Origin of the sequence: Desulfovibrio psychrotolerans, from assembly GCF_013340305.1 — a bacterium.
GTDB classification, from domain to species: domain Bacteria; phylum Desulfobacterota; class Desulfovibrionia; order Desulfovibrionales; family Desulfovibrionaceae; genus Halodesulfovibrio; species Halodesulfovibrio psychrotolerans.
In genome coordinates, this window is sequence record NZ_BLVP01000010.1 from 27975 (window position 1) to 50471 (window position 22497).

The 22497-nt window shown below is 61.0% G+C and carries 19 protein-coding genes; 13 read left to right on the forward strand and 6 right to left on the reverse strand.

All coding sequences use genetic code 11. The features are described from left to right. The 12 genes from pheA (at position 1) to HUV26_RS12100 (ending at position 13776) form a co-directional block, all read left to right on the forward strand. A complete protein-coding gene (pheA, locus tag HUV26_RS12045) occupies positions 1–1230 on the forward strand; it encodes a prephenate dehydratase (protein WP_174410399.1) in 1230 nt (409 codons plus the stop codon). Positions 1231–1234: 4 nt separating this feature from the next. Beyond that, a complete protein-coding gene (gene aroA, locus HUV26_RS12050; protein WP_174410400.1) occupies positions 1235–2560 on the forward strand; it encodes a 3-phosphoshikimate 1-carboxyvinyltransferase in 1326 nt (441 codons plus the stop codon). Next, positions 2557–3348 (forward strand): prephenate dehydrogenase, encoded by a 792-nt coding sequence (locus HUV26_RS12055; RefSeq protein ID WP_174410622.1) that lies wholly within the window; start codon positions 2557–2559, stop codon positions 3346–3348. Before aroA ends, HUV26_RS12055 begins: the two co-directional genes overlap by 4 nt. 126 nt (positions 3349–3474) lie before the next feature. Continuing rightward, positions 3475–4890, forward strand: coding sequence for an anthranilate synthase component I family protein (locus HUV26_RS12060; RefSeq protein WP_174410401.1), 1416 nt, complete (start codon positions 3475–3477; stop codon positions 4888–4890). Further along, on the forward strand, positions 4871–5455 hold the full coding sequence (locus tag HUV26_RS12065; RefSeq protein ID WP_174410402.1) for an anthranilate synthase component II: 585 nt from the start codon (positions 4871–4873) through the stop codon (positions 5453–5455). The genes HUV26_RS12060 and HUV26_RS12065 overlap by 20 nt, the downstream gene beginning before the upstream one ends. Before the next feature lie 35 nt (positions 5456–5490). Next, positions 5491–6486: an anthranilate phosphoribosyltransferase gene (gene trpD / locus HUV26_RS12070; protein WP_174410403.1), complete on the forward strand. Its 996-nt coding sequence runs from the start codon at positions 5491–5493 to the stop codon at positions 6484–6486. After that, positions 6479–7240, forward strand: a complete 762-nt coding sequence (locus HUV26_RS12075) for an indole-3-glycerol-phosphate synthase (protein ID WP_174410404.1) — start codon at positions 6479–6481, stop codon at positions 7238–7240. Before trpD ends, HUV26_RS12075 begins: the two co-directional genes overlap by 8 nt. A 44-nt stretch (positions 7241–7284) precedes the next feature. Then, positions 7285–7923 carry a phosphoribosylanthranilate isomerase gene (locus tag HUV26_RS12080; RefSeq protein WP_174410405.1) on the forward strand — a complete coding sequence of 213 codons (639 nt, stop codon included), beginning with the start codon at positions 7285–7287 and terminating at the stop codon, positions 7921–7923. Positions 7924–7989: 66 nt separating this feature from the next. After that, the gene (gene trpB / locus HUV26_RS12085) at positions 7990–9177 is read left to right on the forward strand and encodes a tryptophan synthase subunit beta (protein ID WP_174410406.1); all 1188 of its coding nucleotides are present in this window, start codon (positions 7990–7992) and stop codon (positions 9175–9177) included. A gap of 9 nt (positions 9178–9186) precedes the next feature. Continuing rightward, positions 9187–9954 carry a tryptophan synthase subunit alpha gene (gene trpA, locus HUV26_RS12090; protein WP_174410407.1) on the forward strand — a complete coding sequence of 256 codons (768 nt, stop codon included), beginning with the start codon at positions 9187–9189 and terminating at the stop codon, positions 9952–9954. Positions 9955–10092: 138 nt separating this feature from the next. Beyond that, on the forward strand, positions 10093–12414 hold the full coding sequence (gene hypF / locus HUV26_RS12095; RefSeq protein WP_174410408.1) for a carbamoyltransferase HypF: 2322 nt from the start codon (positions 10093–10095) through the stop codon (positions 12412–12414). A 9-nt stretch (positions 12415–12423) separates the two neighbouring features. After that, complete coding sequence (locus tag HUV26_RS12100; protein ID WP_174410409.1) at positions 12424–13776, forward strand: biosynthetic peptidoglycan transglycosylase; 1353 nt, start codon at positions 12424–12426, stop codon at positions 13774–13776. 6 nt (positions 13777–13782) lie between these two features. On the opposite strand, the gene mutM is transcribed toward HUV26_RS12100, so the two are convergent. From mutM to HUV26_RS12120, 4 genes are all read right to left on the reverse strand, one after another. Continuing rightward, the gene (gene mutM / locus HUV26_RS12105) at positions 13783–14619 is read right to left on the reverse strand and encodes a bifunctional DNA-formamidopyrimidine glycosylase/DNA-(apurinic or apyrimidinic site) lyase (protein ID WP_174410410.1); all 837 of its coding nucleotides are present in this window, start codon (positions 14617–14619) and stop codon (positions 13783–13785) included. 176 nt (positions 14620–14795) lie between these two features. Next, positions 14796–16295, reverse strand: coding sequence for a ChaN family lipoprotein (locus HUV26_RS16835; protein WP_174410411.1), 1500 nt, complete (start codon positions 16293–16295; stop codon positions 14796–14798). A 4-nt stretch (positions 16296–16299) separates the two neighbouring features. Beyond that, positions 16300–17565, reverse strand: a complete 1266-nt coding sequence (locus HUV26_RS12115) for a phenylacetate--CoA ligase family protein (protein ID WP_174410412.1) — start codon at positions 17563–17565, stop codon at positions 16300–16302. Positions 17566–17768: 203 nt separating this feature from the next. Then, positions 17769–19247, reverse strand: coding sequence for an aminotransferase-like domain-containing protein (locus HUV26_RS12120; protein WP_174410413.1), 1479 nt, complete (start codon positions 19245–19247; stop codon positions 17769–17771). 104 nt (positions 19248–19351) lie between these two features. Here HUV26_RS12120 and HUV26_RS12125 point away from each other — a divergent pair, with 104 nt between their 5' ends. Next, positions 19352–20116 carry a LysE family translocator gene (locus HUV26_RS12125; RefSeq protein WP_205245144.1) on the forward strand — a complete coding sequence of 255 codons (765 nt, stop codon included), beginning with the start codon at positions 19352–19354 and terminating at the stop codon, positions 20114–20116. Positions 20117–20169: 53 nt separating this feature from the next. Here HUV26_RS12125 and HUV26_RS12130 read toward each other — a convergent pair whose 3' ends face one another. Continuing rightward, entirely contained in the window at positions 20170–21582 is a 1413-nt protein-coding gene (locus HUV26_RS12130) for an EAL and HDOD domain-containing protein (protein WP_174410414.1), read from the reverse strand. 173 nt (positions 21583–21755) lie between these two features. Continuing rightward, positions 21756–22403, reverse strand: coding sequence for an HAD family hydrolase (locus HUV26_RS12135; protein ID WP_174410415.1), 648 nt, complete (start codon positions 22401–22403; stop codon positions 21756–21758). Positions 22404–22497: the final 94 nt, after the last annotated feature.

Genomic DNA, 22497 nt, shown 5'->3' on the forward strand with positions numbered 1-22497 from the left:
ATGCCCGACAGGACGGACAGGACGGACGAGAATCCACGCATGCAGGAAGTGCGGCAGGAGATAGACGCCACAGACCGCGATATTCTGGAGCTGCTTAACCGCCGCGCCTCGCTGAGTCTGGAGGTGGGCCAGCTTAAACGGGGCTCGCGCGACGTGATCTTCAAGCCCTTCCGCGAGAAAGAGGTTATGGAGAACCTGCGCCGTCATAACGCCGGGCCCATTCCTTTTGAGCATCTGCGCTCCATCTACCGGGAGGTGTTCTCTTCCTCCCGCGCATTGCAGCGTCCGCAGCGGGTGGCCTATCTGGGGCCGGAGGGCACCTTCTCGTACTTTGCCGGGGTGGAATATCTGGGCAAGGCCGTGGAATACCTGCCGCAGAAGAACCTGCACGAGGTGTTCCGGGCCGTGCATTCCCGCGAGTGCGAACTGGGTGTCATTCCGCTGGAGAATTCGCTTGAGGGCACGGTGGGCCAGAGTCTGGACCTGTTCATGGATTTTGAGCTGTACATTCAGGCCGAACTGTACTGCCGCATAAGCCACAGCCTGCTCACCCGCGAGCGCGAACTGGCAGAGATAACCACCGTTTACTCCCACCCGCAGCCCCTTGGGCAGTGCGGGGGCTGGCTCAGGGCCAATCTGCCCAATGCGCGCATTGTGCCCACGGAGAGTACGGCCGCAGCCGCCCGCCGCGTGTGCGACGAAAAGGGAGCCGCCGCCATAGGGCACGGCAAGCTTGCCGAACTGCTGGACCTGAACATTCTGGCCCGGGGCATAGAGAACCTGCCGGACAACTGGACGCGTTTTGTCATTGTGGGGCCGCAGCCCTCGGACGGAGAGGGGCGCGACAAGACATCCATGCTCTTTTCACTGCCGGACAAGCCGGGTTCGCTGGTAAGCGTGCTCAATGTCATGGCGGTGGAGGGGCTGAACATGAAGAAGCTGGAATCGCGGCCCATGCGCGGCGAAAAGTGGCGCTACGTGTTCTTTGTGGACGTGGAGAGCGATCTGGCCCGCGAAGAATATGCCGCCCTGCTGGACGAGATACGCGGCCACTGCCAGAGCCTGCGTATTCTGGGCAGCTATCCCACCGGCCCGTATATAGATGTTTCCGCCGGGACAGAAGACAAGGGCGCGCAGGCTGCTGCCCCGAATACCATGGACACACCGGATACGCCGGGCACGCCGGACACACATGCGAACGTTGCGCCGAACGCGCAACGACAAGGATAATGCCATGAGCAAGATAATTGAGGTGGAAGCTCCGCCGTCCAAATCGGTTTCGCACCGCATGGTCATAGGCGCGGCACTGGGCGTGGGAGAATCGCGGCTGGCAAACGTGCTGGAAAGTGACGACCTGAAGCGGACCATGGAGATCATGCAGGCCTGCGGGGCGCGCATGGAGCGGTTGGGTGAAGGGCTGTACGCCATCCGGGGCGTGGCCGGAACACCCGCCGGGGGCAGGGAGGAACCTGTTTCCTGTTTTGTGGGTGAATCGGGCACCACGTGCCGCCTGCTCACCGCCGTGGTGGCGGCAGGGCTTGGCCTGTTCCGCATCCACGGCGCACCGCGTATGCACGAGCGGCCCATCGGCGAACTAGTCATGGCCCTGCGCATGTTGGGCGTGGGCGTGGAGTGGGAGGGCGCACCGGGCTTTCCCCCGCTGGTCATAGACACCAACGGCATGCCCGGGGGTGAGGTGAACATAGGCCTTGATGAATCCAGCCAGTACCTTTCCGGCCTTTTGCTGGCAGCCCCGTTGGGGAAGACGCTGACCATCAACGTCACCGGCGGCAAGGCGGTGAGCTGGCCCTATGTGGGACTGACCCTCAAGGCCATGGAAGATTTCGGCCACTCGTTCCGGGTGGAGATGCTGGAAGAGGACGGCTGGGTGCAGAAAGACTGGCGGACCATCCGCGAGGTGCTGCCCGGCAGGACCCGGTTTGTGGTCAAGCCCGGCATCTACCGCGCGGGCGATTACCGCGTGGAGGGAGATTGGTCCAGCGCTTCCTATTTTCTGGCAGCGGGCGCGGCGGGGCCGAACCCTGTGCGCGTGACCGGCCTGCGGGCCGACTCTTTGCAGGGCGACAAGGCCATGCTCGATATCCTGCGGAGCATGGGAGCCCGTGTGGAGGTGGAACCAACGGCCGTTACGGTGCATCCTTCCGCGCTCCGCGGCACGCAGGTGGACATGGGACACTGCCCGGACCTTGTCCCCACAGTGGCCGCGCTGGCCGCCTTTGCGGAAGGCCCGACCACCGTGACCAATGTGGCGCATCTGCGCATCAAGGAATGCGACCGCCTTGCCGGACCGGCCACGGAACTGGGCAAGGCCGGGGTGCGGGTGGAGGTGCGTGAAGACGGCCTGACCGTGCACCCGGCAGGACGCGCAGCCATAGCCGCCCCGGAGGGAACGGTATTCCATGCCTACGGCGATCACCGCATGGCCATGAGCCTTTCTCTGCTGGGGCTTGCGGGCGTGGACGTGCGGCTGGACGACCCCAAATGCGTTTCCAAATCCTTTCCGTCCTTCTGGCGCAAGTGGGGCAGGGTAACGGCATGAGCGAGGGAGAGTTTAGCGGCTGCACGGTGGCTGTCATAGGGGCGCAGGGGCGGATGGGCCGCATGTTCTGCACCCGTTTGCGGGCGGCGGGATACGCTGTGGAAGAAATTGACCGCCCGTTGACAAAATCGTCACTTGCTGCTGGACTGGCGGAAGCAAAGGTGATACTCCTGTGCATCCCCGCAGCAGTATTCGATACGGTGCTGCAACAGATACGGGATATACTCCGTCCGCCGCAGGTGCTGGTGGACATCACATCGGTGAAGGTGCAACCCATGCGTCAGATGCAACGCGTCTACAACGGCCCCATTGTGGGCACCCATCCTCTCTTCGGCCCGGAGCCGAAGGCGGACGAGGTGCGCGTGGCCGTTACGCCCGCAGAGGGCACGGACGGGGAGCATGTGGCCATGGTGGAAGACATGTTCACCCGTATGGGGTGCGAACCTTTTCGCACCACGCCGGAAGAGCATGACGAGGCAGCCGCCCTTATTCAGGGACTGAACTTCATCACCACTGTTTCCTACCTTGCCACGCTGGCGCACAAGGATGAGATAACCCCTTATCTCACCCCCTCCTTTCAGCGCCGCCTTGACGCCGCGCAGAAGATGATGACCGAGGACGCCGAACTGTTCGAGGGGCTTTTCGAAGCCAATCCTAGTTCGTTGGACGCAGTGCGTTCTTTCCGTAATATGCTGAACATTGCCGCCGGTGGCGACATCAACGTGCTCGTTGAGCGCGCTCTTTGGTGGTGGCGTGAGAACAGCAATACGGGAGGAGTGCGTCAATAAAAGACCACCAGGCAGAGTAGTATCAAGTTCTCAAACGCCGCGTTCCTCCCGGAACGCGGCGTTTTTTTGTTGATTGGGCCGTGACGGATAGAACAGCAAACACAAGCAAGTCAGGGAGATAACCACATGAGCGTAGTACTCAAGCAGACAGGGCAGTGGCTGGCGGCGGATATCCAGACGCCCATCAGCCTGTTTCTGGGGCTGGTCGGTTCCGGGCAGGGATTCCTGCTGGAAAGCGCGGAGGTAGACGGGCGCTGGGGCCGATACAGCGTGATCGGGTTCAACTTCCTGCTGCGGCTGGGCTGCAAGGAAGGGCGGCTGGAGGTCGCATCGCGCGACAAGAGACTGGATTTTTTAAAAAAGTATGAAGGTATGGACTATTTGGAAGGCGTGCGCGCCGTGGGCAAGGCCGTTACCGTGCAGGCGGCAGAGGGGTTTGAAAAACTGCCCCCCATCGCGCGCGGGCTGTTCGGCTACTTCGGCTACGGCACGGCGGGCATGTTCGAGCCCAAGCTGCGCGGCGTGCTGCCCCCGGAAAGTGCCGAGGCGTGCCTTGTGCTGCCCGGCACCATTGTGCTGTTCGACCATCTGTACAACAAGCTCTGCCTGCTCAATCTGGCGGAGGGGCTGAACGTGCGCATGGACCGGGCGGCGGTGGAGCGCAAGGCGGAACCCCCGGACGTGGGCCCCGTGACCACTATACCGGACCGCGCCACCTATCTGCGCAACGTGGACCGCGTGAAGGAACTCATCCGGCAGGGCGAGGCCATTCAGGTGGTGCTTTCCACACGGTTTCAGGCGCCGTTTTCCGGCGAGCCGTTCGTACTCTACCGCAGGCTGCGGCAGATTAATCCCTCGCCGTACATGTTCTTCATGCGGCTGCCGGGCATAAGCCTTGTGGGTTCTTCGCCGGAAGTGCTGGTGCGCTGCCGTGAGGGCGAGGTGGAAGTGTGCCCCATCGCGGGAACGCGTCCGCGCGGTGCGTCGGAGGCGGAAGACCTGGCCCTTGCGGAAGAACTGAGAGCAGACCCCAAGGAGCAGGCGGAGCACGTCATGCTGGTGGATCTTGGACGTAACGACGTGGGGCGCGTGTCCGCGCCGGGTACCGTTTCTGTGGACAAGTACATGCAGGTGGAGCGGTTCAGCCACGTCATGCACATGACCTCGTATGTCAAGGGACGCCTGAAGGAAGGGGCGGACGCGCTGGACGTGATGGCGGCAACCTTTCCTGCAGGCACAGTGAGCGGTGCGCCCAAGGTGCGCGCCATGGAGATTATTGCGGACATGGAGGCCCTGCAACGGGGGCCTTACGCGGGCGCGGTGGGCTGGATGGGACTGGACGACAACCGGGCGGACATGGACACCGGCATCCTCATCCGCACCATGTGGGTGCGCGACGGGTTGGTGCAGTGGCAGTGCGGAGCAGGGATTGTGCACGATTCCGTGCCTGAGCGGGAATGGGAAGAGTGCCATAACAAGGCGCGGGCACTGAAGGTCACCATCAACGGAACGGGGGACGGCGATGTTTTTGCTTATCGATAATTATGACTCCTTCACCTTCAATCTGGTGCAGGCGTTCCAGAAGACGGGGCGGTTTCCGGAAGTGCGCAAGAATGACGATGTATCCATCCTTGAACTGGCGCAGAGCGGGAAGTTGGACATGGTGTGCATATCCCCCGGTCCCAGCAATCCGCAGAACGCGGGGCTGTGCCTCGAATTCCTGAGCCGCCTGCCCAAGACCGTGCCCGTGCTGGGCGTGTGTCTGGGGCATCAGATCCTGGGGCACTTTGCCGGGGCGTCTGTGGTGGTGGGGCCGCGCATCATGCACGGCAAGTCGTCCATGCTGGAGCATGACGGCACGGGCCTGTTTACGGGCGTATCTTCGCCCATGCGCATAGGGCGTTACCATTCGCTCATCGTCCATGTGCACGAGGCACCGGACCTGCTGGAGGCTACCTGCGCCGTGCACACGGAGGCGGGTGAGACGGAGGTTATGGCCCTGCGGTACAGGGACCGCCCGTGGGTGGGCGTGCAGTTTCACCCGGAATCGGTGCTTACCCCGGAAGGGGAAATCCTGCTGGGCAACTTCCCCGACCGCATCCTGTAGCCGGTGCGGCGGCCTGAAAGAGAAGGAACACGCGTATGAAGATATCGGAAATACTGGAAACACTGGCAGAGGGGAACAACCTTTCCGCCCCTGTTGCGAAAGAGGCGTTCACCCATCTTATGGATGGTGAGATGACACCGGCACAGGCGGGAGCCTTTCTCATGGGGCTCAGGCTCAAGGGAGAAACCCCGCAGGAAATGGCTGCCGCCGTGGCGGTGTGCCTTGAACGCGCCCGGCTCATTCCCGGCGTGCAGGGCAGGCGGGTGGACCCCGTGGGCACGGGCGGCGACGGCAAGAACAGCTTTAACTGCTCCACCGCCACGGCGCTTACGCTGGCGGGCATGGGCTATGCCGTTACCAAGCACGGCAACAGGGCTGTCTCTTCCTCCTGCGGCAGCGCGGACGCGGTGGACGGCATGGGGCTGCCCATGTTGCAGGAGCCGCAGGCCATATTGGAAGAACTGAAGCGGCGCAACTTTGTCTTTTTGTTCGCGCCGCACTTTCATCCCGCTTTCCGGCACATCATGCCGGTGCGGCAGGAACTGGGAATGCGCACCCTGTTCAACCTGCTCGGCCCGCTGCTGAACCCCGCGCGTCCCACGCATCAGCTGCTGGGAGTGGCCCGGCCCCAGTTCCTGCAACTTATGGCGGACGTTCTGGCCCTCTCGGGCATAGAACGGGCCGCCGTGGTGCACGGAGCGGGCGGGTATGATGAGATAACCCCCATGGGGCCGGCGCAGGTGGTTATGGTGGAAGGCACGTCTACCCGCGCTGTTTCCGTGGACCCGGCGGAGTACGGCATCGGGCCGTGCGACCCGCGCGATCTGTCAGTGTCGGGCAAAGAAGAAGGGCTGGCGGTGCTGCGCGACCTGCTCTCCGGCGGCGGAAACGCCGCCATGCGCGACATGCTGGTGCTGAACGTGGGGGTAACCGTGCACTTGCTGGAAGACGGCAGGGACATGCGCCGGTGCATGGATATGGCGCGCGAGGCCGTTATGGCGGGCGCGGGCGGGAAGGTGCTCCATGCTTGAGCGCTTTCGTACCGCCAAGGCGGATGAGATACGCATGCTTGAAGACCTTGCGTCCCGCAACGCGCTGCCCGCACCTTTTACCGGCGTGCGTCCCTCTTTGGGGCAGGCTCTGAAACAGGCGGGGCTGGCCGCAATCTGCGAATACAAGCGGGCTTCGCCTTCAAAGGGCGACATAGAGCTTGCCCTTTCGCCGGAAGAGGTGGCCCGCCAATACGCGCAGGGCGGCGCGGCCGCACTCTCCGTGCTTACGGAAGATGTGTACTTTAAGGGGGATATCACGTTTCTGGAACGCATGGCCTTTACGGGTCTGCCCCTGCTGCGCAAGGACTTCCTCTTTCACCCTTTGCAGATAGTGCAGACGGCGGCCACGCCAGCATCCGCCCTGCTGCTCATTGTGCGCATGTTCGAAAGTGCCGCGCCCCTGCGCGCGTTGCTGGACATGACCCACGAGTACGGCATGGAGGCGGTGGTGGAGGTGTTTGACGAACGGGACCTTGATATGGCGCGCGAAGCCGGTGCGCGCATCATTCAGGTGAACAACCGGAATCTGGAGACATTGCAGACGGACCTTGCCATTTGCGGGCGACTGGTGCACCAACGTAGCTACGCTGAAGTATGGATTGCCGCCAGCGGCATATCCACCCCGGAGCACAGGCGCCACGTGGCTTCTCTGGGGTACGATGCCATGCTGGTGGGTACCGCGCTTATGCGGGGCGGCGAGCCGTGCAAGGCTTTGCAGGCCCTGCTGGGCTGACCGCACTGCGGTGCGGCACGCAGAATTAACGGCAAGGAGACGTCATGTTGGACAAGGAAATCTTCATCAAGGTGTGCGGCATAACCAGCCAGCATGATGCGGACCTGTGCGTGGAGTTTGATGCGGACTTCATAGGCTTCATCTTTCACGCAAGCAGCCCGCGTTGTGTCACGGTGGAGCAGGTGCGCGCCATAGAAACGCCCACGCTCATGCGCACCGGCGTGTTCACGGACCAGAGCGTGGACGAGGTTAAGCGCATTATGCAGCACGCGCGCCTTAATCTGGCGCAGTTGCACGGCGACCAGGACCCGGAGTTCTGCAAGGCGCTGGGCAGGACAAGGGTGATGAAGGTTTTCTGGCCGTCACGCTACGCCACGCGGCAGGAACTGGAGGCGGATATGGAGCGGTTTGCTCCCTACTCCCGCTTTTACCTGTTCGACGCGGGCAGCGGGGGCGGCGGGCATGGCACCGAACAGGACTGGTCCTTCCTTGCCGGACTGCGCGGCATAAAGACGTGGTTCATCGCCGGAGGGCTTGGGCCGCACAATCTGAAGCAGGCCATTATGGGCTGCAATCCGTGCGGGCTGGACCTTAACTCCGGCGTGGAGAGTGCGCCCGGCGTGAAAAGCGCGGAAAAACTCAAGGCCGTGTTCGACATGGTGCACGGGCCGCTGGTGCCGTAACCGGCGCGGACCCGGTGCTGCCGTGCGATGCGGCGGACAATCTATACTGTAGCGGACAGGTGAGTCATGAAAAAAGGATACTTCGGCGACTTTGGCGGCCAGTTTGTGGCGGAATTGCTTATTCCCCCGCTGCGCGAACTGGAGCACGCCTACGAAACCATTGTGCGTTCGCAGGGGTTTCAGGATGAATTCAACGCCCTGCTCAAGGATTACGTGGGACGCAAAAGTCCCCTTACCCTGTGCCCCACGCTTTCCCGGGAACTGGGGTTCAACCTCTGGCTCAAGCGTGAGGACCTGAACCACACCGGCTCCCACAAGATTAACAACACCCTCGGTCAGGCCCTGCTGACCAAATATATGGGCAAACCCGCCCTGCTTACGGAAACAGGCGCAGGCATGAACGGCGTGGCCACCGCCACGGCGGCCCGTGCGCTGGATCTTGAGTGTATTGTGTTCATGGGAGCCACGGACGTGGCGCGCCAGTCGCACAACGTGCGCAGAATGCAGTTGCTCGGTGCGCGGCTGGTTCCGGTGGAGAGCGGCACCAAGACCCTTAAGGACGCCATTAACGAGGCGCTGCGCTTCTGGATAGCAGAGCAGCGGACCCACCACTATTGCTTCGGTACGGCGGCGGGGCCGCACCCCTTTCCCACGCTGGTGCGCGAGTTTCAGGCCGTGGTGGGGCGTGAGGCGCGAGAGCAGATTCTGGAAAAGACGGGAGAGCTTCCCTACGCCGTGGTTGCCTGCGTGGGGGGCGGTTCCAACGCCATAGGGGCGTTTCACGCCTTTGTGCCCGATGCGGCGGTGCGTCTTGTGGGCGTGGAGGCGGCGGGTACAGGCGAGCCGGAGTGCCATAATTCGGCCCCGCTCAATCTGGGCAGCCCCGGCGTGCTGCACGGGCAGATGACCATGCTGCTGCAGGATGAAGACGGCCAGATACTGCCATCGCACTCGGTGGCTGCAGGGCTGGATTATCCCGGCGTAGGGCCGGAACATGCCCACCTGCACGCCAGTGGGCGCGCCGAATATGGTACCGTGAACGATGCGCAGGCCCTTGCCGCCTTTATGAAGCTGACCCGTTCGGAGGGCATAATGCCCGCTCTGGAAAGCGCGCACGCCGTGGCGTGGGTGCTGGAAAACCGGGAGAGCATTCCGCGCGGGGCCAACGTCATCGTGAACCTTTCCGGGCGCGGCGACAAGGATATGGATATCATTGAGCAGAATATCGGCCACAGTTTTGCCGAACTGGGATAGGGGGCAGGCATGAAGACTTCACGACTGACGGAACGGATTCGCAGGGCCAACAAGGCGGGCCGCAAGGCGCTCATCCCCTTCCTTCCCGGCGGGTTTCCGGACCGGGAAAGCTTCTGGAAGCATCTGGAGGCGCTGGATGCGGGCGGGGCGGACATCATAGAGGTGGGCGTGCCTTTTTCCGATCCCTGCGCCGACGGGCCGGTGGTGGAACAGGCATCCATACAGGCATTGGAAAACGGTGCTTCCCTGCGCTGGCTGCTGCAAGGGCTTGCCGCCCGTGCAGGGCGTTTTCAGGCCGAACTGGTGCTTATGGGCTACCTGAATCCCTTCTTGCAGTACGGGTTCGGGCGGCTGGCGGAAGATGCGCAGGCAGCGGGTGTTTCCGGGTTCATCATCCCTGACCTGCCGCTGGATGAAGACGCTCCCTACCGCACGGTGCTGCAGGAGCGGGGCATGGCCCTTGTGCCGCTGGTGGGGCTGAATACGGATGAGGAACGCATGCGCGCCTATGCGCAGGTGGCCATGGGATATGTGTATGTGGTTTCCGTGCTGGGCACCACGGGGGCGCGGGAGAGTTTTCCCGCAGAACTCGCGCAGGCACTGGCCCGTGCGCGGAAGGCGTTTGACCTGCCTGTCGCGCTGGGGTTCGGCATACGGGAACCGGCGCAGCTGCAGATTTTTGGTGACAGCATAGATGCGGTTATCTTCGGCAGTGCGCTTATCACTCATATACGCCAGACAGGGGATACCGCAGGGTTCATGGCCCGCTGGGCCTAGGCTGCGCTGTTCTGCAATACGGGCCGGAACTACGCAGGGGTTCCGGCCTTTTTCTTGTGGCGGGGGCCGCCGGCAGGTGTTGGCAGAGGCGGCTTACAACCCCTTCCCACGGTTGAATAATTCGGCTATCGTCGTGCCATGCCAGACATGCTACGCCGTAAGTTCGTCATTCAGGGACAGGTGCAGGGCGTGGGGTTTCGCCCCTTCGTCTATCGCATTGCGCTGGACAACGGCGTGACGGGCACGGTGAGCAACACCTCCGAGGGAGTGTTCATTGAGGCGCAGGGAGTGCCGGACGCCGTGGAAAGGTTCGGGCGTGACCTGCACGACAAACTGCCCCCGCTGGCGCAGGTGGTGAGCCGCACGGAACACGACTTGCCTGCCGTGGACGGGGAAGAGACGTTTGTCATTGTTGCCAGCACGGGCGGAAGCGGCAACACGGTGCTCATAAGCGCGGACGTGGCCACCTGTGCCGACTGCCTTTCGGACATGGCCGACCCTGCCAATCCGCGCTACCTGTATCCCTTTACCAACTGCACCAACTGCGGCCCCCGGTATACCATTACCCGTGCCATTCCCTACGACCGGTCGCAGACCTCCATGGCGTGCTTTCCCCTGTGCGCTTCCTGCCGCGCGGAGTACGAAAATCCGCTGGACCGCCGGTTTCACGCGCAGCCCAATGCCTGCCCTGTGTGCGGACCGCAGGTGTGGCTGACCACGGCAGACGGGGCTGAGGTGTGCCGCCATACGGAAGCCGTGCGCCAGACCGCCAAGGCACTGAGCAAGGGTGCCCTTGCCGCCATTAAGGGACTGGGCGGCTTTCACCTTGCCTGCGATGCCACAAGCGAGGCGGCGGTAACCGCCCTGCGCACCCGGAAAAACCGCTGGGGCAAACCCCTTGCCGTGATGGTGCCGGATGTGGAGACCGCGCGGCAACTGGCCACGGTGACAGAGGCGGAAGCCGCGACGATGCAGGGGCGCGAACGGCCCATAGTGCTGTGCCGCGCGCTGGAGAATACCCCCCTTGCGGCGCAGGTTATGCCGGATACGCACCATGTGGGCATTATGCTGCCCTACACGCCGCTGCACCATGTGCTGTTCGGTTTTCTGAGGGAGTTTTCCTCCGGGCAGGTGCCTGCGCTGGTCATGACCTCCGGCAACATGAGCAGCGAGCCCATTGCGCTGGGCAACCGCGAGGCGTTGCGGCGGCTGGCGGGCATTGCCGATATCTTTCTGCTGCACAACCGCGATATTCTTATCCGCACCGATGATTCCGTGCTCCGCGTGCATCCCGGTACGCGGGAGCGCCAGTTTTTCCGCCGTGCGCGCGGGTTCACACCCGCTCCGGTGTTTCTGGAGGGAGAAGGCCCCTGTGTGCTCGGCGCGGGGCCGGAACTGAAGAACACCCTGTGCTACACGCGCGGCGCGCAGGCCTTTGTATCGCAGCACATAGGCGACATGCAGAATCTGGAAACGTACGGATTTTATCAGGAGATTGCGGAGCATATGGCGGCGGTGCTGCAGGTGCGGCCACAGGCCGTGGTGCGCGACCTGCACCCGGACTATCTTTCCACCCGGTTCGCGGAGGAATACGGACAGCGGCACGGGGTGCCTGTGCTGACACTGCAGCATCATTACGCGCACATTCACAGCGTGCTGGCGGAAAACAGGTACGAAGGTCCGGCTCTGGGGCTTGCGCTGGACGGCACCGGATACGGAGAAGACGGCACCATCTGGGGCGGGGAACTGCTCTATGTGGATACCGTGGAGCTGGAACACGAGCGCGTGGGGCAGCTTGCGCTTATGCCGTTGCCGGGGGGCGAGGCCGCCATCCGCGAGCCGTGGCGCATAGCGCAGGGACTGCTTTGGAATCTGGGCGTGCACGAACCGGATACGCGGCAATGGACGTGGTGGGAGTCTTTCGCGCAGGCGGCATCGTTTCTGCCGCAGGTGCTGGAGCGGCGCATAAACACGCCCATGACCTCATCCTGCGGGCGGCTGTTTGACGCGGTGGCCGCCATGCTGGGCGTGTGCCACACGGTGACGTATGAAGGGCAGGCCGCCATCATGCTGGAAAAGATTCAGGATTTTTCCGTGACGGAAGGGTACGGCTGCCCCGTGCTCACCGATGTTCAGCCCGCCGTGCTGGATACACACACCCTGTTCATGCAGGCCTATCTGGACTGGTGCATGGAAGTGCCGGCATCCGTCATTGCCCGCAGGTTTCATCTGGGCCTGATACGCGGCGCGGCGGACCTTGCGGCCATGGCGGCGGAGGTGCTGGGAATACACTCAGTGGGGCTTTCCGGCGGGGTGATGCAGAACCGGACCGTGAGCATTGAACTGCCGGAGGCATTGCGCGTCCGTGGCCTTACTCCGCTGGTGCACGGGCATCTGCCGCCCAACGATGGCTGCATATCGCTTGGACAGGCCGCATGGGGCCGGAAGATGCTGCTGTAGGAGGACCATATGGATTTCACTGATGAAGATACTCGTTCATGGAAGCAACATTATCCAACGTATGGATATAAGAGAAGGGATATTGTTGTCGAAGAATATAAGCTTGCTGCGGCGCTGCTTGAGGTTGAGGAGAAGGTTTTTGCTGGAGTGTCGAGTTTTGTATCGTTTCTTGGCGCAGTTATGGCGTATGTTTTTGTAGGCGGTGGCTTGAGTGCTATCGTTACTCTTTCTGATCGTAATAGAATTTTGTTTTTTTCTTCTGTTTTGTATGTGGCTTTGATTTTAATTTTTTCTGCAATGATTTCATACTTTGCTTATAGACAGAAAATTTCTGTTTTTTCTGCTAGAAAGGTTGTTATTCTTAGAGAGATTCTCGGAATGGATTATGGGGCATTGCAGTTGGTTTTACATAGGGGGCGTCATGATGGTGCAAGTAAGCCGTTTTCTATAAAAATTTTTAATGGATGGATTTCTTCCGCTGCGTATCCTTTTTATGTTTCTTCTGCCCTGTTGGCTTGTTCTTTGATGATTTTTGTTGATAGAATTGCAAGAGAAGTCCAATTTGAATTAACAGACTTTCAATATGGCATTATTGTTTTTGCTGCTTCTTTTATTCCTGTAATTATAGTAGGTTTAGTTTACAGAATTTCTCTTTTTGATGTTCATGAAAGAATGTTGCTTTTGGTTGGGCGTTTTTTGGCATGGATTTTAAGAGTGAAAATGGTTGATGATATAGAATATGTAATATATAGAAGCAGGCTGTCAGGGTATGAAGTTGAGCGGCTAAAAGTCAAATCAGAAGATTTTTTTAAAATATTAGTCAATATTGAAGATAAAAGCTACTATCGACATGGCGGTGTAAGTTTTCGTGGTATTGTTAGAGCTTTGCTTCATATTTTATTAAGAAAAAAACGTGTTGGTGGGTCTACCATAACGCAACAGCTGGCAAGGTCATTGTTCATTATTGATCAAAAAAAGGTCTATAGAAGGAAAACTGTTGAAATAATACTGGCGTTTTGGGTTAATTCTATTCTTAGTAAGCGCGAGCAATTAGAGATGTATATTGGCTCGGTGAGATTTGAGCATGGCGTTTATGGTGTTATTCCAGCGATGAAGTATTTCTTTGGAGATATTGTTGTTAAGCCATCAGAAGCACAGGTTTTTTTCTTGATAGAAAGGGTGTCTAATATTAATTCAAAGGTTTTGCTAAATAAGATACTCCAGCAGTGTAGAGCCTTGGTAGCTGACGGGGTGATTTCCAAAGAGGTTGTTTGTGAAATTGGAGACGTATATCATGATGCAGTACAGCGAAAGGTTGTTAAGGGTGACGATTTTTTGAAAGAAAGATTTATCTTCCAGTAGAATAGTCTATCTTTGGCACACGCCGCAGAAGACGGTGGTCCGGCCGGCGACTTTAGAGGTGAAAAGGGGGATGCCGCACTCCCGGCATGGTTCACCGCTTCTTCCGTAGACCAGAAAATTGTTCTGGAATGCTCCGGCATCGCCGTGGGCATCCCGGTAGTCCCGGATGGACGAACCGCATTCGCGGATGGCCTGCTGCAGCACAGCCTGCATGACCCCGTGCAGGGTGCGCAGTTGCTTCTCCGGTATGCTGTTGCAGGGAGCATCCGGCCTTATGCGGGCGCGGAAGAGCGACTCGTCCGCATAGATGTTGCCTATGCCCGCAATGACGGTCTGGTCCAGCAGGGCTGCCTTGATGCGGGTGCGGCGGTGGCGCAGCCGTTCCACAAAGGCCTGCTGCCCTGTTTCCAGCGGTTCAGGCCCCAGCGTTTGCCAGAAATCCCACTCCTTGAAATCCGCCTGCGCCAGTGCGCGGCAGTATCCGAACTTGCGGGCATCGTCAAAGAAGAGGCGGCGGCCGTCCGAGAGGTCGAAAATGAGCCGTGTGTGCGCGGCGGGCGGCGTATTTTGCGGGTAGACAAACAGGCGGCCTGTCATTTTGAGATGGAAGGCGATGTGGGTGGGACCGGGGGAACCTTCTTCGGCTGCGGCCATATCCATGAGCAGCAGCTTGCCCCGTCGGTGCACGCGCCGCACGGTGCAGCCCGCTGTTTTATGCGTAAGCAGGGCGCGGGTGCCATGCACGGTGGAGGCATTAAAGACATGCACGGCGGTGATGGTGCGGCCTTCCACTTGCGGGGCAAGCCCGCGTGCTATGGTTTCCACTTCCGGCAGTTCAGGCATGGGAATCCTCAGGGGGTATTGTTCCGGGCGGCTTTGCTCTGTCCATGAACGGGCAGCGCATGGGAAACGGGTATCGGTTATTGGGCTGATGGCTGATCGGTTATTGGGTCGGATATTTGGTCGGATACTTGGTCGAATACCTGTTCGGCTACCTAGCCAGATACTTGGTCAGATACTTAGTCGGAGACTTGGCCGCTTGTTTGATCCTTGCCCGGGTCTTTGCCCGAGTCCTTATCCTTATCCGAGCCACTATCCGGCGCACTGTCCGGGCCATTGCCCGGGCCATTGTCCGTGCCTGCATCCTGACCGATTTCCTGTCTGGAAGGCATGGACACCGAGAGGGTAAGCCGGGCCTCTCCCCGGCGTATGTCAAAAACCAGCGGGGCATTGGACTTGGCGGCCTCTGCACCTGCACGGTGCAGTACCCACATGGAATCCGTGGGCGTACCGTTTACGGAGAGAATGACATCGCCTGCCGCAAAACCGGCCTGTTCCGCGCGGGAACCGGGATTGACGGATTCTACCAGCGCCCCTTCCTCTGTCTGCACCAGCGTGAAACCCATGCGGCTTTTGTGGGCGAGGCGGCAGAAAAACCGCATGTCCGCTTCCTGCGGGTCAACAGGCTCGGTGCCGCGCCACGGGGAGAGCATGAGCACGGTGGATTCGGGCCGCAGGGTACGTATGCGGTGCGCCAGCCCCCATCCGAACTCCACATGCCCCGCGCCGATAAGCACCACCACAGGCGCGTTACGCGATTCATGCGCGGCAATGGCCTGCTCTGCCATGGCTGTATCCCAGAGAGATTGCACGAGGAAGAAGCGCTCCATGCTGCCTGCCAGCCTGTCCGGCTGTGCCGCAGCGTTTGCCTGTGTGCCAGAGTCTGCCTGTGGCCCTGAGTCTGTCTGTGCGCCGGTGTCCGGCTGTACGCCTGCATCCGGCTGTACGTCTGCGTCGGGCTGTGCATCGGTAGCCGACGGGGAGGGTACGTCCTGCCGGGTGGCGTTGCGCATGGTCCGCATGGCCTTGTGCGCGTTCACCATGTCTTGCAGGGCCTCGCGCTGCGCATCGGAGGCCGGGATGATGCGTTCCGGCAGCAGGGCGCGTTCCTCGTCCGACAGGCTGGAAACACCGCCCCGGCTTACCTTGCGCACGATGCGCTGCGGCACATTGAGGGCGTGGAGGGGCAGGCGGTGCGCGTATACGGTTTCAAGCACCGGACGGTACAGGTCGAAGGGGTAGCCCCATTCCTTTTTCCAGTCCACGGCATCGGCAAAGTCCGCAAGGGGTACGGTGCCGTTGTTCACGGCGTCCAGCGCGGGCTGCCTGTCTGTGGAGAGCATCTCCAGCCCCACGGCGGGGCGCATGCCCGATTCGGCAAGGACCTGCAGGAGGCGCGACTGGATAAGATGGTCGCAGGGCACGGTGTGGCCTTCGCCCAGAAGGATGAAGTCTGCCTGCCGGGCACGCCGGAGAAAATCGTCAAGGCTGGCGGGGCTGGCATCGTGCAGAAGCAGGGAGCCTTCTGCCATGTCCGCGGGCATGTCTGCGGGCATGTCTGCCGTAACGGGCGGCAGGGAGGAAACGGGCGGCTGCGGCCTGTGCGCGCAGCCGCCCAGAAGGGTCATGCAGACAAGGATGCAGAGCATCCCCGTTATGTGTCTGCGGTTTATTGCCATGGGGTTAATCCCATATGCGCTTGTCCTCGATGGGACGTATCTGCGGCGGGAGCGAGCCGGGGGTGAGAATCTTCAACTGCGGGCGCAGCTTGATCTTTTCGCGGAACTGATGGAGCAGTTCGTCCTCGCGCTTGAAGTTGCTCGCCTCGATATACAGGATCATCTCGTCAATGCCGCCGGGGTTGGTCACTTCTATCTGCCAGCGTTTCACTTCGTCAAAACGGGCCATGACCTGCTCCACCTGATGCGGGTACACGAACATGCCCTTAATGCGTGCGGTGGTGTCCACACGGCCCACGATGGAGCCGATGCGGGGCGAGGTGCGGCCGCAGGCGCAGGGAGAACGGTCAATGTAGCCAAGGTCGCCGGTGGCGAGGCGGATGAGCGGGTAGGTCTTGTTGAAGGCGGTGACCACGATTTCGCCCACTTCGCCGTCCTTGAGCGGAATGCCGGTGTCCGGGTGGCAGATTTCCACATAGGCGCGGTTGGCAATGTGCAGGCCGGTTTTGTGGAAGCATTCGTAGCCTATGCAGCCCACGTCCGCCGTGCCGTAGCCCTGGCGCATGATGAGGTCGAACTTCTTTTCAAGCTGCGAGCGCATTTTTTCCGAAATCTTTTCGCCAGTGACAAAGGCCACTTCAAGGAACATGTCCTTGCGCAGGTTCAGGCCCTTTTCTTCCGCCTTCTGGGCAAGGTGCATCAGATAGCTGGGCGTGCCCACATAGCCGGTTACGCGCAGCTTCTGCATGATCTCAAGCTGGGTGGCGGCGTTGCCGGGTCCGGCGGGAATGGTAGCGCAGCCGAGGTTGCGCAGAGGCTCTTCGAACATCAGACCTGCCGGGGCGAGGTGATAGTTGAAGGTGATCTGCGCCACGTCGCCGGAGCGGAACCCTGCGGAGTAAAAGCCTTCTGTATAGCCCCAGTAGTCGTCCGCCCGGTCTTCCGGGTCAAAGATGGGGCCGGGCGACAGGAAGATGCGCTTGAGTTCGCCCAAGTCCTTGGTGAGCAGACCGCCGAGGCGCGGCCCCATGGACTGGAGGAAGATAAGCTCCTTCTTTTTGAGAATGGGAATATGCTTGAGGTCGGAGAGCGTCTTGAACTTTTCCACCTGAAACTGGGCGCGGTCAAAACGCTTTTTCACGTCCTCGGAATAGCGGTAGGCGTAGGAAAGAAGGTCTTTGAGCTGAATGAGGTAGTACTGACGGCGTTCACTTTCGTCCAGCACCTCGCGGCGGCTGTAGATGCCTTCTGTACGGTCTTTACGGGTCATAGGTGTACTCCATGTGTGGAAATATATGACATGAGCGAACTTCAGGCCCTAGCAAATGGCCCGTAGCATTGCAAGGATTATTTTTTTAAATGAACTATTTCGGATAGATATGACCACTCTCTCGGCGTGTCATCCGTGCCCCGAAAGGGGGCTTTCCTGCGGCAGTCGACATCGGCACATCAGAAATTCGGAACATCAGAACGTCAGAGCGAGAGCAGGTCCGCCAGCACTTCCAGCCCGGTGCGCAGGTTCTGCCTGTCGCGGGGGCCGCACAGCGAGACGCGTACCCCCTGTTCCGGCTGTGCGCTGCCCACGGCAAAATGCTCCATGTGCGCTACGGAAACGCCGCGTTGCGCCGCAGCTTCCGAAAACTCCACCGAGCGCCAGCGTTTGGGCAGGCGCAGCCAGATGTAGTAGCCGGAAGGCCTGCCGGAATAGTTCCATGCGCCCAGAATGTCGCGGGTCATGGCGTTGCGGGCTGCCGCCTCGGCCCGCTTGGTGTGCAGCACGCGGGCGGCAGTGCCGTTTTGCAGCCACAGTACGGCCAATTCCGCCATGAGCGGGGCGGACATCCAGATGGTGGATTCGATGGCAGATTCCAGCCTGCGCACGCAGTCCGGCGGGGCGCAGACAAAGGCTGTGCGCAGCCCGCCGGTGAGCGCCTTGGAGGTGGAGGCGATAAAGCAGCCGAGTTCCGGTGCCAGTGCGGATATGGGCGGCAGCACCGTTTCCAGCGTCAGGGCATACATGTCGTCTTCTATGATGCGTACCCCGTGGCGGCGGCACAGGGCTGCCATTTCGTGCCTGCGGTATTCCGGCATGTGGGCAAGGGTGGGATTCTGGCAGCCGGGCATGATGTACAGCCCCCGCACGTTATCCTGCACGCAGGCGGCGGCAAAGGCTTCCGGCAACATGCCCTGCGCGTCCATGGCAACGGGAACCAGTTGCAGGCGCAGCCGTTTGGCAAGGGGCTTGATGAGCGGATAGGTTAGGCTTTCCACGGCAATACGGTCGCCCGGGGCAAAGAGTGCACTCAGTGTTACCGCCATGCCGTGCTGTGCTCCGGCGCAGACCAGCACGTTGTCCGGTTCGGCGCGGTAGCCGTGCAGGGCTGCCCAGTGCACTCCGGCTTCGCGGTGGCGCAGCAGGCCGCGCGGCTGGTGGTAATGCAGCAGGGGTTGCAGGTTGCCGCGCGCCGCAAGCTGGCCGAGTGCCTCTCCCAGATCGGGATCAAGGGCATGGAAGGGGGTGTTCAGGCCCATGTCCACCCGTGAGAATCCGTTCTGCGACTGCTGCTGCAACGGGTGGGCTTCTGCGTCATGCGGCTCGTGCAGCGTGCCAGCCTCGCGCAGGAAGTCTGCGGTATCCTCTGCGCGCCTGCCGATGCGGGCAAACCCTTCCTTCTGCGAGAGCGGAAAGGTGCCCCGGCCCGTTTCGCCCCGCACAAGGCCCCTGCGTGCCGCCTCTGCATAACCGCGCGTAACCGTGCCCACGGTAACGCCCAGCACGTCAGCCACCTCACGGTGCGTGGGCAGCGCAACGCCGGGTTGCAGCAGGCCCCTTGCCGCAGCCGTTTCAATGGCATCGGCTATGGTCAGATACTTGGGGCGCGGCGGGCGGCCGGCAGCGGATGCTGGTGGGGCAGCACAGGTTTCCCGCAGGAGTTGGATGAATATTGTCATGATGACAATTCATATTTTGACGAGAGGATTGTGTCAATCGTATCCATTCATGCGCGGCCGGAACATCCTTGCCCGCTGCTGCGGATGCGGGATTTTTCGCCGCCATGCATATTTCACCCGATACGGAGGCCACGGCAATGGACGGTATGGCAGAGAGCATTCTGAACGGCATTATGGGCAGGCATTTCCTTCCTCTTTTCCTGTTCTGCGTAACCATGTGTGCCACACCCGGCCCCAACAACATCATGCTCACGGCGTCCGGTGCGAACTTCGGGTTCCGCCGCACCGTGCCGCACATGCTGGGTATAACCCTGGGCGTGCAGAGCATGATTCTTGTCATAGGGCTGGGGCTGGGAAGGCTGTTCACGGAGTATCCGGCCGTCCACGCGGCCATGGAATGGGTGGGCGGAGCCTATCTGCTGTATCTGGCGTGGAAGATTGCCACCATACCGCCCACGGCGGGTACGGTGCCCGTTGCGGAGCCGGCTGCCGGTTCCGGTACAGGTCCGGAGGCGGGCAACGCTGGGATCAGGCCTGCGGGCAGGCCGTTTTCCTTCACGCAGGCGCTGCTTTTTCAATGGGTGAATCCCAAGTGCTGGATGATGATTGTGGGGGCGCTTGCGTCATTTTCCGTGGCGGGCGGCGGCTCCGGGCATAATCCGGGCAGCGTGGCGGCAACGGTGGCGGGGGTGGCCTTTATAGCCTTGGGATTTCTGTCTGCGGCGCCTGCCATCGCCCTGTGGGCGTATGCGGGGGTGAAGATCCGGCGTTTTCTGGAAACATCGTTGCGGCAGCGGGTGTTCAACGGCGTCATGGCGGGGCTGCTGGTGGGATCGCTGGCATTGGTACACGCCTCCCGGCTGGTATAGCCCATGCGTGAGGCGGGGGAGCGTCATGCGCGCACGTTATGTGCGCGTTGTGATCAGTCCCGCTGACCCAGTATGCGCTGGGTCCATTCCGTGGCGGCCAGCCGCACGGCGGCGGCATCCTTTGGAGCAATGCCGTAGATGGCCAGCACCCTTCGGGCTTCGTCAAAGCGGCCTTCTTCCAGCGCTTCCACACAGGCAAGCCATTGGCGCAACGGGTTGGGGGCACCCAGAAAGGCGTTCCGGATATCGGGTTCCAGCGGAATCTGTTCCATAAGTTCAGCCATGGGCATGCCCATGAGCACATCTATGCGCGAGAGCAGCCCCACAAGGAACATGGTGTCTGCAGAAGCAGGCAGACGCGCAGCGCGTGCTGTCTGTTCCAGAAAACGGCCCCGGAGCACGGAAAGGAAGGTAAGTTCCTGCGCGGCATGGCTGGGGTTCATGTCTGCCACCAGCACCACCATGAGCCATTGGCGGATGGGGTTCTGCCCCAGCAGCGCAATGGCCTGACTGACCGATTCCACCTGCATGCGCAGGCCGAAGGCAGCGGAGTTGATATATTTGAGCAGACGGAAGGTGAGCGAGGCATCACGCGAGATGACATGAGCGAGTTCGCCTATCTCAAAGTCCCGGCACAGCATGGACAGCAGCCGTGCTTTTACCAGTTGGGCGGAGGAAACCTTGCTGCCGGGCACGATTTCCGGCCTGCTGAAATGGTAGCCCTGAAACAGGCCGTATCCCAGTTCCCTGCATGCTTCGAACATCTCGGCCGTTTCCACCTTTTCCGCCAGCAGCAGCACCGGACGCTGCCGGAGCCGTGCCGTGACCAGCTTGAGCTTCATGGTGTTCATGCCCAGCACTTCCACCTTGACGATGTCCGTAAGCGCCAGAAGCTCCTCATAGCCCGGTTGTCCCACGTAGTCGTCCAGCGCAAGGGTGTAGCCCGCCGCTTTGAGTTTGGCGCAGGCTTCCAGAATATCCGGCGTGGGTTCCACATGCTCCAGAATTTCCGGCACACACTGGTGGGCAGGCAGGGTGAACGCCGCGCCTGAAAGGATGAGGTTGCGCGGAAAATTGATGAGCATGCGCTTGTCGGCAGCTATCTGGGACTGGGCAAGCTGGTAGCCGTCCGCGATGACGCGGGCGGTGGCAACATCCTGATCCTCCACCTGCGCCGTTGCCGCCGTTCCGCTGTGGCGGAAGAGCAGTTCGTAGCCCCATATGTCTCTGTCTGCGGTAAAAATGGGCTGGCGGGCCACAAAAATGGGTTCCGAAGGCGGCGTTTCCGGTGTGTTCTGCCCTTTCTGCCCGTTCAGTCTGTCCTGTTCGCTCTGCCGGCCCTGCCCGACCTGCCCGACCTGTCGGGCGGGAGTCACGGACGCATGGCGAGGCGGCACCTTTTCCGGGGTGCCGGAGCCTTGTTTGCCGCAGTGGGGCGGACAGGAACGGGAATGTGCGGTGGGCATGGGGGCTCCTGAGTGCAGAGAATGGTACGAGCATTACCACAGTATCATTGCATGTGTGCACTGGCAACGGGATGTGTGCAGGCGGGGGGTGCATCGCCCCTGCCTTGTCTGCAGCGGCATTCTCAACGGGCTGTAGCGGGCGGATTTGGGGGATGCCCGCCGGAAAACCGTGCTCAGCTTACCGACCCTTCCGGCGGCAGCACGATGCCGGGAACAAAGCCGCGCATGCGGGTTACGAATTCGGCGTAGGTGGTGTAGGTGATGGTGTTCAGGCCCACCGTCGCTGCCCTGTCGGTATTGGAAGGGTTGTCGTCTATGAACAGCGCGTGGTGCGGCTGCACGGACATGACGGCGCAGGCGTGGGTGAAGAAGTCTGCGGACCGCTTGGTCATGCCTTCCCGGAAGGAGTTGAATACCCTGTCAAAGTGGCGGAAGATGCCGTGCACGGCGTCCAGTTCTTCCAGCCAGTTGGTGTGGTCGCTGAGAATGGCTGTGCGCAGGTTGCTCCTGCGTACCTGTGCTGCGGCGCGGAGCATCCACGGGCGGATGATGAAACGGGAGAGTATCTCCCGGCGCAGCTCCTCATCGGTTCCTGTAACGCCGGTGTCTGCGCGCACGTCATTCCAGAAGGCGTGCTCGTCCGCCCTGCCGGAGGCGTAGCCGTTGGCGTAGCATATGTCTGCCGCCGTACGCAGGAATGTTTCCGGGTCCTGCCCGTTGCGTCTGCCTATTTCCTTGAGTCCCTGAACAAATCCCTCTTCTGCCAGAACACCGCTGAAATCAAAAAATATCACCTGAATATCCTGCGCGGCTATCGCCATCGTTCACATCCTTGTATACAATCGTTGAGCATGTCCTGCGCCGGGTGAGGCGAGCTGCGCACCCGGATGGTGCGGTGCCTTTTTTACCGGACAC

Coding starts and splice junctions, on each gene's coding strand:
- HUV26_RS12130 (WP_174410414.1), bottom strand. CDS start 21,582: ATGCCCACCGCACATTCCCGTTCCTGTCCGCCCCACTGCGGCAAACAA.
- HUV26_RS12100 (WP_174410409.1), top strand. CDS start 12,424: ATGGATTTCACTGATGAAGATACTCGTTCATGGAAGCAACATTATCCA.
- HUV26_RS12075 (WP_174410404.1), top strand. CDS start 6,479: ATGCTTGAGCGCTTTCGTACCGCCAAGGCGGATGAGATACGCATGCTT.
- HUV26_RS12060 (WP_174410401.1), top strand. CDS start 3,475: ATGAGCGTAGTACTCAAGCAGACAGGGCAGTGGCTGGCGGCGGATATC.
- trpA (WP_174410407.1), top strand. CDS start 9,187: ATGAAGACTTCACGACTGACGGAACGGATTCGCAGGGCCAACAAGGCG.
- aroA (WP_174410400.1), top strand. CDS start 1,235: ATGAGCAAGATAATTGAGGTGGAAGCTCCGCCGTCCAAATCGGTTTCG.
- HUV26_RS12080 (WP_174410405.1), top strand. CDS start 7,285: ATGTTGGACAAGGAAATCTTCATCAAGGTGTGCGGCATAACCAGCCAG.
- HUV26_RS16835 (WP_174410411.1), bottom strand. CDS start 16,295: ATGGCAATAAACCGCAGACACATAACGGGGATGCTCTGCATCCTTGTC.
- HUV26_RS12135 (WP_174410415.1), bottom strand. CDS start 22,403: ATGGCGATAGCCGCGCAGGATATTCAGGTGATATTTTTTGATTTCAGC.
- pheA (WP_174410399.1), top strand. CDS start 1: ATGCCCGACAGGACGGACAGGACGGACGAGAATCCACGCATGCAGGAA.
- HUV26_RS12120 (WP_174410413.1), bottom strand. CDS start 19,247: ATGACAATATTCATCCAACTCCTGCGGGAAACCTGTGCTGCCCCACCA.
- trpB (WP_174410406.1), top strand. CDS start 7,990: ATGAAAAAAGGATACTTCGGCGACTTTGGCGGCCAGTTTGTGGCGGAA.
- hypF (WP_174410408.1), top strand. CDS start 10,093: ATGCCAGACATGCTACGCCGTAAGTTCGTCATTCAGGGACAGGTGCAG.
- HUV26_RS12125 (WP_205245144.1), top strand. CDS start 19,352: ATGCATATTTCACCCGATACGGAGGCCACGGCAATGGACGGTATGGCA.
- mutM (WP_174410410.1), bottom strand. CDS start 14,619: ATGCCTGAACTGCCGGAAGTGGAAACCATAGCACGCGGGCTTGCCCCG.
- HUV26_RS12065 (WP_174410402.1), top strand. CDS start 4,871: ATGTTTTTGCTTATCGATAATTATGACTCCTTCACCTTCAATCTGGTG.
- trpD (WP_174410403.1), top strand. CDS start 5,491: ATGAAGATATCGGAAATACTGGAAACACTGGCAGAGGGGAACAACCTT.
- HUV26_RS12055 (WP_174410622.1), top strand. CDS start 2,557: ATGAGCGAGGGAGAGTTTAGCGGCTGCACGGTGGCTGTCATAGGGGCG.
- HUV26_RS12115 (WP_174410412.1), bottom strand. CDS start 17,565: ATGACCCGTAAAGACCGTACAGAAGGCATCTACAGCCGCCGCGAGGTG.